A 12763-nucleotide genomic window follows, 5' to 3' on the forward strand; every position below is an offset into this window, starting at 1 on the left:
GACTCATCCACGAGTATCAAAGACTCGTCCACGAGTATCAAAGACTCGTCCACGAGTATCAAAGACTCATCCACGAGTATCAAAGACTCATCCACGAGTATCAAAGACTCGTCCACGAGTATCAAAGACTCGTCCACGAGTATCAAAGACTCATCCACGAGTATCAAAGACTCATCCACAAGTATCAAAGACTCATCCACGAGTATCAAAGACTCGTCCACGAGTAAAAAACGAATTTTAATTTACACGAAATTACAATTACAAATCATTTTCCCCTGCCTCCCCTGCCTCCCTTGCCTCCCTTACCTTTCTTCCTCTACACCTCTAAAATGTAAACTGCGAACCGAGAATCATCGTCCCAATCCCAACATCAGTAAAGATTTCGAGTAACAGCGCATGAGGAATGCGACCATCGATAATATGTGCTGCACGGACTCCTTGAGCAAGCGATCGCACACAACAATTCACTTTGGGAATCATCCCACCGCTGACTATACCATTCGCAATCAACTCGCGGGCTTCGCGGATATCTACTTTCGGAATCAAAGTAGATTGGTCTTTGTAATCTTTTAAAATTCCACTGGTGTCGGTCAGTAAAATTAACTTTTCTGCCCCTAATGCTGCGGCGATTTCTCCCGCTACAGTATCAGCGTTAATGTTATAAGCTTGCCCTGTCTCGTCTGCGGCGACGCTAGAGACTACCGGAATATAGCCATTGCTAGCGAGGGTTTCCAAAATCTTGATATTCACATTGCTGACTTCCCCCACAAAGCCGATGCCTTCTTGACCTTGGGAACGGGCTGTAAATAGATTACCGTCTTTACCACAAAGTCCGACAGCCAATCCACCAGCTTGGTTAATCAGGGAGACAATTTCTTTATTAACTCGACCGACTAAAACCATTTCCACCACATCCATTGTGGCGGCATCAGTGACTCGTAGACCATTCTTAAATTGTGGTTCGATTCCCAGTTTATCTAACCAACTGTTAATTTCTGGGCCACCGCCGTGGACTACAATTGGACGCAAGCCCACGCAGGATAAGAATACAATATCGCGGATAACTTTGTCTTTGAGTGTGCTATCTTTCATCGCTGCGCCACCATATTTGACAACAACAGTGCGACCGGCGAATTGTTGAATATAAGGTAGTGCTTCGCTTAGTACACGCACACGAGTGGCTTCAGCTTGCCTGATGTATTCAGAATCGTTGACCGTCATGAGGAGCCTAACAGAGAGAGTTAAAACCTATTTCAGTCAGTGTAGAAGACTTTGTAACTCCTCACAATCTCTGATGCCAAAGTCGAGTATATTTGTACTGATCAGCCATAGGTGTTTGGTTCAGTTAGGAGTTCACCATCTGGCATAACCGTATTGTAGAAATAAGCCCCATACTTTTCCGCACCGCGCCAGTTAACTTCCAATAAGTTAGCATTTTCAAGATTAACGCCTTCCATACGAGTAACTCTCAAATCAGCACCACGTAAATCAGCACCGCTCAGATTAGCGTCTCTTAAATCAGTACCCCATAACTTAGTTTTACAGAGGATCGCCCCACTCAAATCAGCACCACTAAGATTAATGCCAGACAAGTCAACTTCGCTTAGGACTGCACCACTAAGATCGACTCCTGAAAAATCCTTTTCCCCAGTATCTAAACGACTGAAAAACTCTTCAATATCCATTGAATTTTTTGGTGACAAAGGAGTAAAATTTCAAGCTTTAGAGTCAATCCCATAAATACGACGGATGAGACAGGTTAACTATTCCCACATTACCCCATACAACAAGCAAGCGATCGCTCCTTCAAGCCTCTAGAATTGAAATCATTCGGCTGAAGCTAGGGAATGAAAATGACCACGCTGCTAATACAAACTGAAAGCATACCTTTGAGAGTCAATTTCCCCTCGCTGGTGCAGATGACAAATGAGCAGTTTTACGAATTTTGCCAAGCTAATGGAGATTTGCGAATTGAGCGTACTGCCAATGGGGAAGTCATCATCATCTCCGCAGCTTTTTCAGATACGGGCAACCGTAACTTTAACATTGCTGCACAGCTTGGGAATTGGACTGAACAAGATGGCACTGGCATAGGCTTTGACTCCAGTACAGGTTTTACGCTACCTAATGGAGCGATGCGTTCCCCTGATGCTTCTTGGATTGAACTGGAGCGCTGGAACGCCTTAACAGATCCACAAAAAGCCTCATTTGCACCAATTTGTCCCAGCTTTGTGATTGAGTTACGTTCCTCTAGCGACCGCCTGATAAAATTACAAGACAAAATGCAGGAGTACATCGATAACGGTGCATCATTAGGCTGGTTAATTGATCGGCAAAATCGAAAAGTCTACATTTACCGTCCTAATCGAGAACTTGAAGTTTTGGAAAATCCCGAAGCAGTTACAGGTAATCCAGAATTACCAGGGTTTGTCCTACGGATGGCCAAAATTTGGTAATTAGAGTCTTCCTAATGAGAAACTTGTGTTTTCAGAACGCTAGGAATTGCTTCAAGTATTCGCTGAGAGTAAAGTGATGTTGGTTGTTCGAGGAGCGATCGCATTACGCTACGCCATAATCTGTATACTGACGCTTGTAAGGAGCTTGCAAACCCAAGACAATATTCTCTGGTGGTACTCCCATCATCACTAATTCCTCTGCTGGATTGCGATCGGTTAAGTTCTGTTGCAACCAGATTTTGCCATCTTTAATATCAAAATGGATCACGCATCGATAAATACGATTAAATCCTTGCCAACCGACATTCATCCATTGATAATGATTGCGTTCTGTGTCTAAAATAAGTTGGACTTCGACATTCTTATCCGAGACATCATCACTGGCAGAGTTCGTCAACAATGTTTTAACATACTCTTGATATTTTGTTAGTTTATCCACTCTACAATCACCTCGTCTACTGGATTGTAAACAATTAATAGCACCTGATACTGTTTGATCGCAGTTTGAGTAAACTCCAGTTGAAAAAATGTTTTGTACGTATCCAATGGAACTGCTAAGTATAATACTCGCTCTGGTTTCTATCCTGCTAATGCTAGACGGTAACTCAGGAATTGTCCCAAAGCAGAGTAAAAATCTGTAATGGCCAAGGGGTTTAAAAAGCTTTTGATTTCAATTGCTATTTTTTCATTTCCTTTTTCTGCAACAATTATTTTCTCTACGCCTAAATCAATTTGGAAGTTGACTTCCCCAAATTTAAATTTTATCGATCGCTCGTAATTATCCATTGTTCTTTTTGCAAAGCTTTTTTAACTGATTCATAAAAAATATCTTTTGCAGATACAGTTAGATTAATATTCCCCATTAATGAGAAACAGTTTTTTTTAGTACACCAGGAATTGCCTCAAGTACTCGCTGGGAAACGTCTTCAGGCATATCTCCCTCTTGCTCGGTGATGTGCAAATCGGCTTGAGAGTAAAGTGGTGTTCGTTGTTCGAGGAGCGATCGCAACTTACCTTTAGGATCGGCATCTTGCAACAGTGGTCTTGTGGTATCCTCAGCTAAACGGCTGTAAATTATCTCCACTGGCGTATCTAGCCACACTATCAAACCGTGGTGTAAGTAACCCCAATTTTCTCGCCGCAGTACAATGCCTCCACCAGTTGCTATAGTCAACTTTGTAAAAGCACAAACTTGTGAAAGTACGTCGCTTTCTAACTGGCGAAATCTGGCTTCCCCCTCTTGGGCAAACAACTGATTGATAGATTTACCTGTTGCTTGGGCAATGACATCATCAGTATCTACAAACCCATAACCCAGTTCCTTTGCTAGTAAGCGTCCTACTGTCGTCTTACCAACGCCCATAATACCAATTAAGTACAGGTTGACTCCTTGTAATAAGCTGCTCACCAGTTGCTTTGCTCCAATTATAAGTTTTGAGGCTGAGTCACAGTTTTAAATTATAAACTTAACAACTCAATCTAGGATTTAAAAATACAGAGTTTTGCACCTATCGGGCAACTGGACAAAATTATTTGATTGGCGAGCGCTAATCAGGCGATAATTAAAATATAATTTGTTTTTATAAGAGTGTTTCTTGGATAAAATGTCTAAGATACCAGTAATCTCAGAACACATTGAAATTACTCCAAATGGGAGTAAGCTGCGCATTGCTGGACACCGAATTAGAGTGCAAGATATTGTTATTTGGCACGAACAGATGGGGCTTTCCCCTGACGAAATCGTTTATCATTATCCCAGTATACTTTAGCTGATGTCTATGCTGCTCTAGCTTATTACCACGATCATCAAGATGAGATCAGGCAAGAAATTGCAGAAGGAGAAGCCTTTGTCAGAGAAGTACAGGCTCAAACTCCTTCGATTTTGCAAGAGAAACTAAAGAATCGAAATGACACAAAAAGTTCGATTCCATTTAGATGAAAATGTCAGTAATGCTATATTCGTCACAAGTTAAGGCTGTAAGGTAGTTGTCAAGAGATTTTGAGAAGGCGCTCGGAAGAAAAATTGGTCGCAGCCTCGCTGTTTTTCCGGGAAGGGTACGACAATTAACTGAATGTTCTGTTTTCACTGCCGTTTAACAATACCTAAATCTTGATTTTCCGAAGATGCGAAATACTTAACTGGATCTGTTGCATACCCTTTTTGATGAGCAACATAAAAATGATTTTGACCACGATAAATCATCTCTAAAGAAATGGAGTCAAAAGGTAGAAAAAGCTCGTCAGCTACAGCATCACCTAAATCAACTAACACTGCATAAAACAACCAAGTTCCCCAAATCTGTAGCTGAATTCCATTAATGGACCCTGTCCATAGATAACTGAGACCTAAGAGCCTTTTGATTGTATTAAAAGCATGTTCAATCCGCCACTGTCTTCGATATAAATCAGCTACTACGTAAGGCGGTAAAACTGTTAGATCGAGCACGCTCGTTAAATAAGAGTGCCAAGTTTTTCCTGAATGAATTTCGATGAGACGTAAAGTAACTAATGGGGTGTTCTTCGTGCCAGAACCCAACCTTATTAAACGGTCTTGCAGGGAATAGCTGTCTGTAGATACCCGCTCAACCTTGATTGCAGCCCCTTTCTTTAACCTAGTAACAAAGTGGACTTCTGCTCAATTAATTGTAGCCAAAAGCTAAAATGATAAAATCCTCTATCCAGCAGCAGTAAGGTCTTCGCTGTCACTAAATTCAAAATCTTTGATTCTAATTTAGTATTAGAAGCTCTGGGATTTTCTTGAAACCAAATCTCTACAGGTAATCTGGTCATTAAATCAATGACTGTTGCCATTTTCCCTGCTAATTGTCCAGTGTGAACATCCTCCAAGCTTTTGATCTGACAAAATAATGCCTCTAAAGTTGAACTGTCCACTATCTAAATTCGAGAAAATTTGGTTAGAGTAAATTGAATACTTTCAAGTATTGGTAGTTTATTTCTGCTGTGCCAAGCCGTTATCAAACTGGGTAATAAATTTTTAAAGACTTGCTCAAATAATTCGGCAGGAAAACTCAAAAATCGTTGTGAGATGGCTTGATGAGTGATGGCGGTGGGTTTGCACCATAAAAAACCTTCTCGCACTAACATCCTTGTCAACTCCGTGACTCCCGCCACGTCTCGCCAAAGTAGGGTTAATACTGCTGCAACCATCAATGGTAAGTTGAGGATTCTGCTTCTTAATCCTAGTTTATGGTAGTAGTTTTCTTGACTTGTGATTGCTAGTGTAAGTAATGCGGACAATTGCTCTGCAATGACTTCGTCTTCTACCATCGGTCTTTGAGTCTTTTTGGCATGGTCTCAGTTAGTATTTCGGTTGCCGCTCACAGTTGGTCATCCACAATCCCTTAATTACTTATCTAGTCTGAGTTTCACATGATTTCTCCTCAAGGCGAATATTACTTAAAAAGATATTAATAATGATAATCGCGATAGGAGGGGGAGAGGCAGCCAATGGCTGCCTCTCCCCCTACCCCCTTTTTATGATTATTATTCTCTTATAAATTTATTTCTACATTTAGACGTATTGACAAAATACATTTATTTTAAAATGTGATGAATGTGACTCATCAGACTCTAAGCGATTACTTAAGCTAATAAAGTCGTTAACAATATATCCTAAATTTTCAGAAAATTGGACAGTATAAGAATGAATAAGGTGATTGTCCTAGGTTTAGTAAACCTTAAGTGATATCCCACAAAAACTTTAAAATCACTTCCACAATTTCAATAAAATCGGCAATTGATACATATCCTCAAAGACTAGCTTTGCTCCTGCGGCAATCAAAGCATCGTGATGCGAAGAATTGCCTTGATTACTTCGTGGAGTATAACCAAATACCTGCATTCGGGCGGCAGATGCTGCTTGCACCCCCGTTACCGAGTCCTCGATTACCAAACAATTTTCTGGAGTCTTACCCATTTGGCTAGCCGCATACAGATACACATCAGGAAAGGGCTTAGGACGTTCAACATGATGAGAGCTATATAGCTTGCCATCAAATTGATGCAACAATCCCGTTAATTGTAAAACGAATTGAATATGCCGAGGACTGCTGTTCGATGCTACACACCTTGGCAATGTAATCTGTTCTAAAACGGCAGCAATTCCCTCAGTTGCTTGGAGTTCTTGTTGCAATGCAGCGATTTCTCGTTCCTTACAGCGTTCAAGCAATTTAGCAGGAACTGGTCTTCCGTAGGTTTTCTTAATAATCTCCAAACAAGTTGCCAATGACTTCCCCATAAATTGTTGGGTGACTTCTTCGTAGGTGATTGTCAATCCACTTTCAGTTAATGTTTCGGCAAAAATACGATTCACTATCGGTTCACTATTTACCAACACACCATCGCAATCAAAAATGATCAATTCCAAATTTGTCATAGCTTAACAAACAGTTACTTTTTTCAGTAATCCTAATCTAGACACTTAATTGATTCTTTAACTCAAAACCGCAACTAAATACATCCACTGCAAATATTACCCCACGATTTCTTCAAAATCAGCAGATGATTTCTATCTTTGGAGGTATTGTCAAATTTTCCACAATTTTAACTTGTTACCAATGTGCATAGCTTGCTTCCACGTTTGTGCAGCATCCTGTAGGGAAGGAGTACAGTAAGTTTTCCTGGAAAATGAATGCTACGTGTAGCTTGCTTAAGAGCAGGGATACGCTAACGCATCTTGGGCGGCTCCAGTTTTTAACCTTCATTGAGTAATCTGGTTTGGTTACTCAGCATTTATTCTATGTATTTATATAATTCATTAAAAAGATATACTCTAACAAGATTACTACTAGGACTTTGATGCCGATATTAGCAATTTCTGCAGGAAGACGACTACAAAATAAACCTCTGAGAAATTTATTTTTAACAGATTCAAGGCTTTTCGCGTTGCATTTATCAAATTTACTTATAACTTTCCTAACTTTCAATTATTTTTAAAATCTGCAAATTCATCTTCTATTTAAGAGGAAATAAATGCCAAAATTACTGTTATTAATGTATTTAAAGTAACTTAGGCAATAGATTAAGGATTATTCTGGGAAATTACCATAAGTAATAAACGATGAATTTCTTAGGCATGTAGTGATTTCCCTGAAGTAACTTGGTAATTGCTGCATAGTAATCGCTATGCTTAACCAAAAAATTAAAGTAGCTTGTTTGAAACTTTATCCAAACAATATCTGTCTATCTAAATAACCAGGGTTTTTACTCTGGTGGGTAATTTTAAGTATATACAATACTGTGTTTCTAACATCACATGGTCGTTATTCTAAAAGTTCAGTTATAACAAGACCTGCTCAATTAAATGTTTCTGATAAAGGTGTAAATAATGACTGATTTACCGCGATCGCCCAAAAAAGCTTGCAAAGAAATTGAAGTTTCGACACAAAGACTACTGCATATTCCACCCCGATAAGCCTGAATGAATAAATATATTATGAATGAGGCGTCAACCATGACTCGAATTCGTGACGTTGTAGAAAGAGCTTTAGTAACTGGCTATTTGACAGTTGAAGCTGAAGATCAACTACGACAACTGTTGACTACCCGATATGACTTGGAAGATTTTAATGCTTTCATGACTTTGCAGGAAGCTGCGATGACTGGTAAGGTCAAGCAGGAGTCTAGAGAGCAGTGTGGCATTAAATAGAGATGTAGCCTGCTATATCTCACTTACGGGGGCGTTTACCATCATCTTCAAAATCATCATCATCTTCAAAAAATTCCCAATCATCATCATCCGCTTGATTGGTAGTTGGCGGCTGGTAAGGGGGGATAATTACCCGGTAATCAGCATCGTAAATTGATTCAGTTTTTCCCGCAGCCGTATTTTTTGGTTCGCGGTAGCTGTAGGAGTAAACTGAACCAGACTGAGAACTGCTTTTGGCTTCTGATTGACGTTCGTAAGTTGTTGAGTCTCTAGGTTGTTGAGCTTGAGAATTAGGAATAGGCGCTGACTCTGACTTTTCATCAAAGTTCCAATCATCATCTCTACTGCTATTTGTCTCCCAATCATCAAATCCCTCACTGCTAGACTCTTCATTTTTACTAGCTGGTGGTGGAGAACTCGCAGGGCGAGATGTAAATTCTTCTCTTTGGGTTGCTTTGGCACGAGTTGAAGTGGCGGTTCTTCTGTTAGAAGTTTGGCGTTCTCCTGCCACAAAATAATTGGATAAGTTAAACAAGGTAGCAATCAATATAGATGTGAAAGCACCAGTGGCAGTACTGAACAAAATCCATATCGCTAGTGGTAATGGTTGAGTTCGCACGCCCAAAAATACTAGCGATAGGGCAGGTGAGAAATTTTGGACTAATAACAGTGTTAGTCCTCCCAGTACTGCCACCAATAGAATTAAGCGAATTACAGCCATAGCAATTTTGTCAGTTGTCAGTTATCAGTGGTTAGTAGTCAGTGGTCAGTTATCAGTCTGATTATTCTTAGCTAATTACTGTTCACTGACTACTGACACTATCAGCCATCTCTATCATTACCTTTTTAGGACTATTGTGAGATTTACAATAAATCCACTGAGGGCGTTAGCGACGACCTTGCCACCGCTGAATTGGAATACAGTCAATATCTAGTTGATCTAAAGCACGGGCAACTACAAAATCAACTAAATCCTCAATGGTTTGGGGATTGTGATACCAGGCGGGAATAGCGGGGACAATTCTCACTCCAACTTCTGCTAAAGAGGTTAAGTTACGCAGATGGATGAGGCTAAAAGGCGTTTCACGCGGGACAATGACCACCTTTCGCCCTTCTTTGAGTTGGACATCCGCTGCCCGTTCTAGTAAATCGGAACTCAAGCCAACTGCTAGCTTTGCAACTGTACTCATGCTGCATGGAATAATTATCATCCCCAGAGTGGCAAAGGAACCACTAGCAATCCCGGCTCCAACATCACTCCAAGGATGGCAGCGGAGTTTACCGGCAAGTGCAACTCTAGCTTGCTCTCGCCAAAATTGTTCTTGCCCAGTTGGTTCTGGTGGCATCCGAATTTCCTGTTCTGACTGCCAAACCATGTAAGTTGATTTAGAGGCAACTAATTCAATGCTATACTCCGCTTCTAGCAAAAATTTGATCGCGCGAACAGCGTAAATCAGACCAGATGCGCCCGATACGCCTAAAATTAAAGGTTTAGTGTTATTTGACACGTAAGCTGTAATGGATTTTACTCATCCTCAGAGTAAGGATCTAGGTCATCAGGCTCCATATCATTTGGTAAGTAGAGGTCGGAAAGATCGTCACGGGAATCATTGCCAGTTAAACCTTTGGGGATACCATCGCTGCCGACTGTTACCAGATCAATTTGCTGACGGTAGTAATCGACACTTTTAACTTGGACGGCGACGCGATCGCCTAGTCTATAAGAAGCGCGATTTTTGCGACCAAACAGTGCCTGTTGTCTGGCGCGATATTCATACCAATCATCTTTGAGAGAACTGACGTGTACTAATCCCTCTACCCGCAAAGGCACACCAGGATTACTGCTAGACTCCACCTCAGCCGCGGGCACTTCAATTTCCACAAAGAAACCGTAAGATTGAACCCCGGTAATCACGCCTTGAAATACCTGACCGATGCGTTGCTTCATCAGTTGAGCTTTTTGCAGTCCGGCTAAATCGGCTTCGGCTTCTTGGACTTCTTTTTCGCGGTCGTTGATTTGGACAATTACCCTAGTCAAATCGCTTTGGAGTTCTTGTTGCAATTCTGGGGGTAAAACGTTCCAGTTAATTTCCTCGTGGCTAGAGGAGTGGCGTAGGTTAACCCGCTCTCTGACACGGGTATTGCGGCGATCGCGTCCGTTTTCGAGTAGGGCGTAATACACTCTCTGCATGAGCAAATCTGGGAAACGCCGCAAGGGAGCGCTAAAGTGGACATATTGCGGTAGTGCCAGACCAAAGTGAGATCCTTTGGTGGTACTGTATGCAGACGGCTTCAGTGTATCTTGTAATAAGTAAGTAAGAACTTGCTCAGAGGGAGATTCAGCAAAAGCTGTAGTCAAATGTTGGTAATCTAAGGGTTGGATATCAACTTCTGGATCTAATGTGAGGTCAACGCCTAAATTGACTGCCAATTTCAGCATTTCCTGGACATCTTCAACATCAGGAGTACCTTGGACTCGCCAGATAGCGGGAACACCAAGAGCATTTAAGTGAGTTGCAAACAGTTGATTAACTAATAGTACCAACTCCGTAAGTAGCGATCGCACTGGTAAATCATTCACCACCACAGCGCCAAGAATCCCTTCATCATAATAGGCGTTTTGGCTAGGTGGCAGATTCAACTGGAGGCTACCACGAGTCAAGCGTACCTGTTTCACAGCTGTTTGCAAGGCTTGGAGGTTTTGCAGTATTTGGGAAACCTGTGATGATTGATCTTCAGCTTCACCTGTGAGAATTGCTTGGGCAAGTTCAGTAGTCAGTGCAGTTTCGACATTAATGACGCTGGGTTGAATTTCCCACTCCAGCACTTCTCCCGATTGGGGATCAATGGTAATTAAAAAAGAGATGGTTAAGCGATCGCTCCCAGGTACTAAAGAACAGCGTTCTGCCACAGCTGGGGGCAAAATTGGCAGCACCAATTCTCCTAGATACACTGATTTGCCCCGTTTGAGTGCTTCTCTATCTAGGGCTTCGTCAGGTTGGACATAGTGAGAAACATCGGTGATATGAACGCCCAAAAGCCAATTTCCGGCTAAGTTTTTTTCTAAACTAAAAGCGTTTTCTATAACTTTGGTATCGCCATTTACCCCTTCAATGGTGAAGGTAAATAAATTACGTAAATCCAGCCGATTTTTCAGGTCTGCTTTTAGCAGTTTTTTGGGCAACCTAGCGGCTGCTTCTAGAACATTATCTGGAAAAGTCCGGGAAAGGTCGTGTTTGCACGTAACTAAATCTATATCAGCAGCAGCTTCGGCATCACTACCGAGGATTTGCACCACTCGACCAAGGGGAGGATATTGTGCCAACGGGTAACGCAAAACTTCCACATGAACCAGATGATCGATCGCTTCTTCCAACTTTGCCCCGTTAGGCTGGATTTTGAGTTCAAACAGCAATCGATCATCTAAAGGCACAGCCCGGAAACCAGCTTCCACCTGCTTAATTCGTGCCAGTAAAGTGTGGTTAGAACGTTCTAGAATTAGCTTCACTTCACCTTCAGGAGAGCGACGGCGACTGCCTTCTTTGAGAACTCTTACCAAAACGCGATCGCCATTCCAAGCATTACTCAGATGACTTTCGCGGATGTAAATATCCTCAGCGCCTTCCACATCTTGAATAGCAAAGCAAAAGCCTTTACTAGAACAACGGAGTTTTGCCTCGATTATTCCCTCTTCTGAGACACGCCGATACTTGCCCCGTTCCTTCACTAAAATACCGATTTTTTCGAGAACATCTAAGGCAATGTGAAGTTTTTGTAAACTTTTTTCATCTTCACAGCCAAGTTTCTTTTCTAAAACCTTCCGAGCTACCAATTTATCATCGGTGAAATTGGCAAGGAGTGTAGCGATTGAAAATTCCATGCAGTGAACCGACCTTTGGTCAAAACATCATTTTTGTTTAACAAAACAGAATTCAGGAGTCAGTCGCCAGAATTGAGAATTGAATTCTGTGTTACTGGCGGATAACGCAGCAGTAGCGAGTCCGCAAACGTTTAAATCAAGGAGTTTAAGTCCCCCACAAAAATTTTCTTGTTTTGTGTTCAACTTTTGTAGTGGCGGGTCTGAATTCCCCACTATCTTGATTCTGAATTCTGAATTCTGAACTCTTCTTCAATCTGGTTCTTTCCTGTATACCCTCACGGCTTACAGAAACAAGCTGGAAACTAATTGCCCTGAAGCAAGGCTTCCTAAGTTCTAAGGAAAGGAAGCCAGACCCAGCAAGAGCGGGAAACTACCCCACAGTTCCTTTGCAAAGGAAGCCTACCCACAGACAACTCTGGGCGTCTACGAACTTCTCACTGCACGATGTTCTCAGAGTTCGCCTGCGTTCAAGTCTCTTCACCTAACCAAACTTAGAAAGCACACCTGATTAACATTTAGCCCCGCTAGTTAATTACGCGACGGGTTTTTGAGAAGTTGGGTTTAGAGAATCCATACTGCCCAAAAGCGCTATGCAGGGGAGCCACTGCGGTCTTGGGGTCTCCCCAAGTGGAGCAAGTGGCGTGGAAACTACAGGTGTTTGATTGTCTAGAGAGAAGGTAATTTTACGCCATTAGACTCTGATTGTTAACTAGGAGGAACTGCCGATGAACCCAATTTTCCCACATGTAGAATCGGTAA

At 41.7% G+C, this 12763-nt stretch carries 12 protein-coding genes and 3 pseudogenes; 3 read left to right on the plus strand and 12 right to left on the minus strand.

Annotation, left to right across the window (positions count from 1 at the left end; translation table 11 throughout):
• The 3 genes and pseudogenes from V7K60_RS29245 to V7K60_RS29255 all read right to left on the minus strand — a co-directional run.
• Nucleotides 1-221, minus strand: a pseudogene (locus tag V7K60_RS29245) (hypothetical protein); the annotation flags it as partial.
• A gap of 103 nt (nt 222-324) precedes the next feature.
• Nucleotides 325-1221: an acetylglutamate kinase gene (gene argB / locus V7K60_RS29250; RefSeq protein ID WP_334930874.1), complete on the minus strand. Its 897-nt coding sequence runs from the start codon at nt 1219-1221 to the stop codon at nt 325-327.
• A 101-nt stretch (nt 1222-1322) separates the two neighbouring features.
• Nucleotides 1323-1685, minus strand: a complete 363-nt coding sequence (locus tag V7K60_RS29255) for a pentapeptide repeat-containing protein (RefSeq protein WP_334930876.1) — start codon at nt 1683-1685, stop codon at nt 1323-1325.
• 168 nt (nt 1686-1853) lie between these two features.
• Between V7K60_RS29255 and V7K60_RS29260 the strand changes: the two genes are divergently transcribed.
• Entirely contained in the window at nt 1854-2456 is a 603-nt protein-coding gene (locus V7K60_RS29260; RefSeq protein WP_334930878.1) for a Uma2 family endonuclease, read from the plus strand.
• A 103-nt stretch (nt 2457-2559) separates the two neighbouring features.
• Here V7K60_RS29260 and V7K60_RS29265 read toward each other — a convergent pair whose 3' ends face one another.
• From V7K60_RS29265 to V7K60_RS29275, 3 genes and pseudogenes are all read right to left on the minus strand, one after another.
• Nucleotides 2560-2895: a XisI protein gene (locus V7K60_RS29265; protein WP_334930880.1), complete on the minus strand. Its 336-nt coding sequence runs from the start codon at nt 2893-2895 to the stop codon at nt 2560-2562.
• A pseudogene (locus V7K60_RS29270) lies at nt 2883-3319 on the minus strand (XisH family protein). Before V7K60_RS29270 ends, V7K60_RS29265 begins: the two are co-directional and overlap by 13 nt.
• On the minus strand, nt 3319-3864 hold the full coding sequence (locus V7K60_RS29275; RefSeq protein ID WP_334930882.1) for a shikimate kinase: 546 nt from the start codon (nt 3862-3864) through the stop codon (nt 3319-3321). The pseudogene V7K60_RS29270 and the gene V7K60_RS29275 overlap by 1 nt, the downstream one beginning before the upstream one ends.
• Before the next feature lie 196 nt (nt 3865-4060).
• Between V7K60_RS29275 and V7K60_RS29280 the strand changes: the two genes are divergently transcribed.
• A complete protein-coding gene (locus V7K60_RS29280) occupies nt 4061-4225 on the plus strand; it encodes a DUF433 domain-containing protein (protein WP_334930884.1) in 165 nt (54 codons plus the stop codon).
• A 200-nt stretch (nt 4226-4425) separates the two neighbouring features.
• Here V7K60_RS29280 and V7K60_RS29285 read toward each other — a convergent pair.
• The 3 genes and pseudogenes from V7K60_RS29285 to V7K60_RS29295 all read right to left on the minus strand — a co-directional run bounded on the left by V7K60_RS29285 (nt 4426) and on the right by V7K60_RS29295 (nt 7931).
• Nucleotides 4426-5744, minus strand: a pseudogene (locus V7K60_RS29285) (IS4 family transposase).
• Between the two features lie 439 nt (nt 5745-6183).
• A complete protein-coding gene (locus V7K60_RS29290) occupies nt 6184-6852 on the minus strand; it encodes an HAD family hydrolase (protein WP_334930886.1) in 669 nt (222 codons plus the stop codon).
• Between the two features lie 923 nt (nt 6853-7775).
• Complete coding sequence (locus V7K60_RS29295) at nt 7776-7931, minus strand: hypothetical protein (protein WP_334930888.1); 156 nt, start codon at nt 7929-7931, stop codon at nt 7776-7778.
• Here V7K60_RS29295 and V7K60_RS29300 point away from each other — a divergent pair.
• Entirely contained in the window at nt 7930-8124 is a 195-nt protein-coding gene (locus tag V7K60_RS29300) for a hypothetical protein (RefSeq protein ID WP_334930889.1), read from the plus strand. The two genes, V7K60_RS29295 and V7K60_RS29300, sit on opposite strands and share 2 nt — an antisense overlap.
• 19 nt (nt 8125-8143) lie before the next feature.
• On the opposite strand, the gene V7K60_RS29305 is transcribed toward V7K60_RS29300, so the two are convergent.
• From V7K60_RS29305 to V7K60_RS29315, 3 genes are all read right to left on the minus strand, one after another.
• Nucleotides 8144-8845: a LapA family protein gene (locus V7K60_RS29305; RefSeq protein ID WP_334930890.1), complete on the minus strand. Its 702-nt coding sequence runs from the start codon at nt 8843-8845 to the stop codon at nt 8144-8146.
• Nucleotides 8846-9011: 166 nt separating this feature from the next.
• Nucleotides 9012-9632: a flavin prenyltransferase UbiX gene (locus V7K60_RS29310; RefSeq protein ID WP_334930891.1), complete on the minus strand. Its 621-nt coding sequence runs from the start codon at nt 9630-9632 to the stop codon at nt 9012-9014.
• Nucleotides 9633-9649: 17 nt separating this feature from the next.
• A complete protein-coding gene (locus V7K60_RS29315) occupies nt 9650-12004 on the minus strand; it encodes a ribonuclease R family protein (RefSeq protein ID WP_334930893.1) in 2355 nt (784 codons plus the stop codon).
• Nucleotides 12005-12763 lie beyond the last annotated feature (759 nt).

The organism is Nostoc sp., from assembly GCF_036917555.1.
Lineage (GTDB): Bacteria > Cyanobacteriota > Cyanobacteriia > Cyanobacteriales > Nostocaceae > Nostoc.

Coding starts and splice junctions, on each gene's coding strand:
- argB (WP_334930874.1), bottom strand. CDS start 1,221: ATGACGGTCAACGATTCTGAATACATCAGGCAAGCTGAAGCCACTCGT.
- V7K60_RS29255 (WP_334930876.1), bottom strand. CDS start 1,685: ATGGATATTGAAGAGTTTTTCAGTCGTTTAGATACTGGGGAAAAGGAT.
- V7K60_RS29260 (WP_334930878.1), top strand. CDS start 1,854: ATGACCACGCTGCTAATACAAACTGAAAGCATACCTTTGAGAGTCAAT.
- V7K60_RS29280 (WP_334930884.1), top strand. CDS start 4,061: ATGTCTAAGATACCAGTAATCTCAGAACACATTGAAATTACTCCAAAT.
- V7K60_RS29290 (WP_334930886.1), bottom strand. CDS start 6,852: ATGACAAATTTGGAATTGATCATTTTTGATTGCGATGGTGTGTTGGTA.
- V7K60_RS29300 (WP_334930889.1), top strand. CDS start 7,930: ATGACTCGAATTCGTGACGTTGTAGAAAGAGCTTTAGTAACTGGCTAT.
- V7K60_RS29295 (WP_334930888.1), bottom strand. CDS start 7,931: ATGGTTGACGCCTCATTCATAATATATTTATTCATTCAGGCTTATCGG.
- V7K60_RS29305 (WP_334930890.1), bottom strand. CDS start 8,845: ATGGCTGTAATTCGCTTAATTCTATTGGTGGCAGTACTGGGAGGACTA.
- V7K60_RS29315 (WP_334930893.1), bottom strand. CDS start 12,004: ATGGAATTTTCAATCGCTACACTCCTTGCCAATTTCACCGATGATAAA.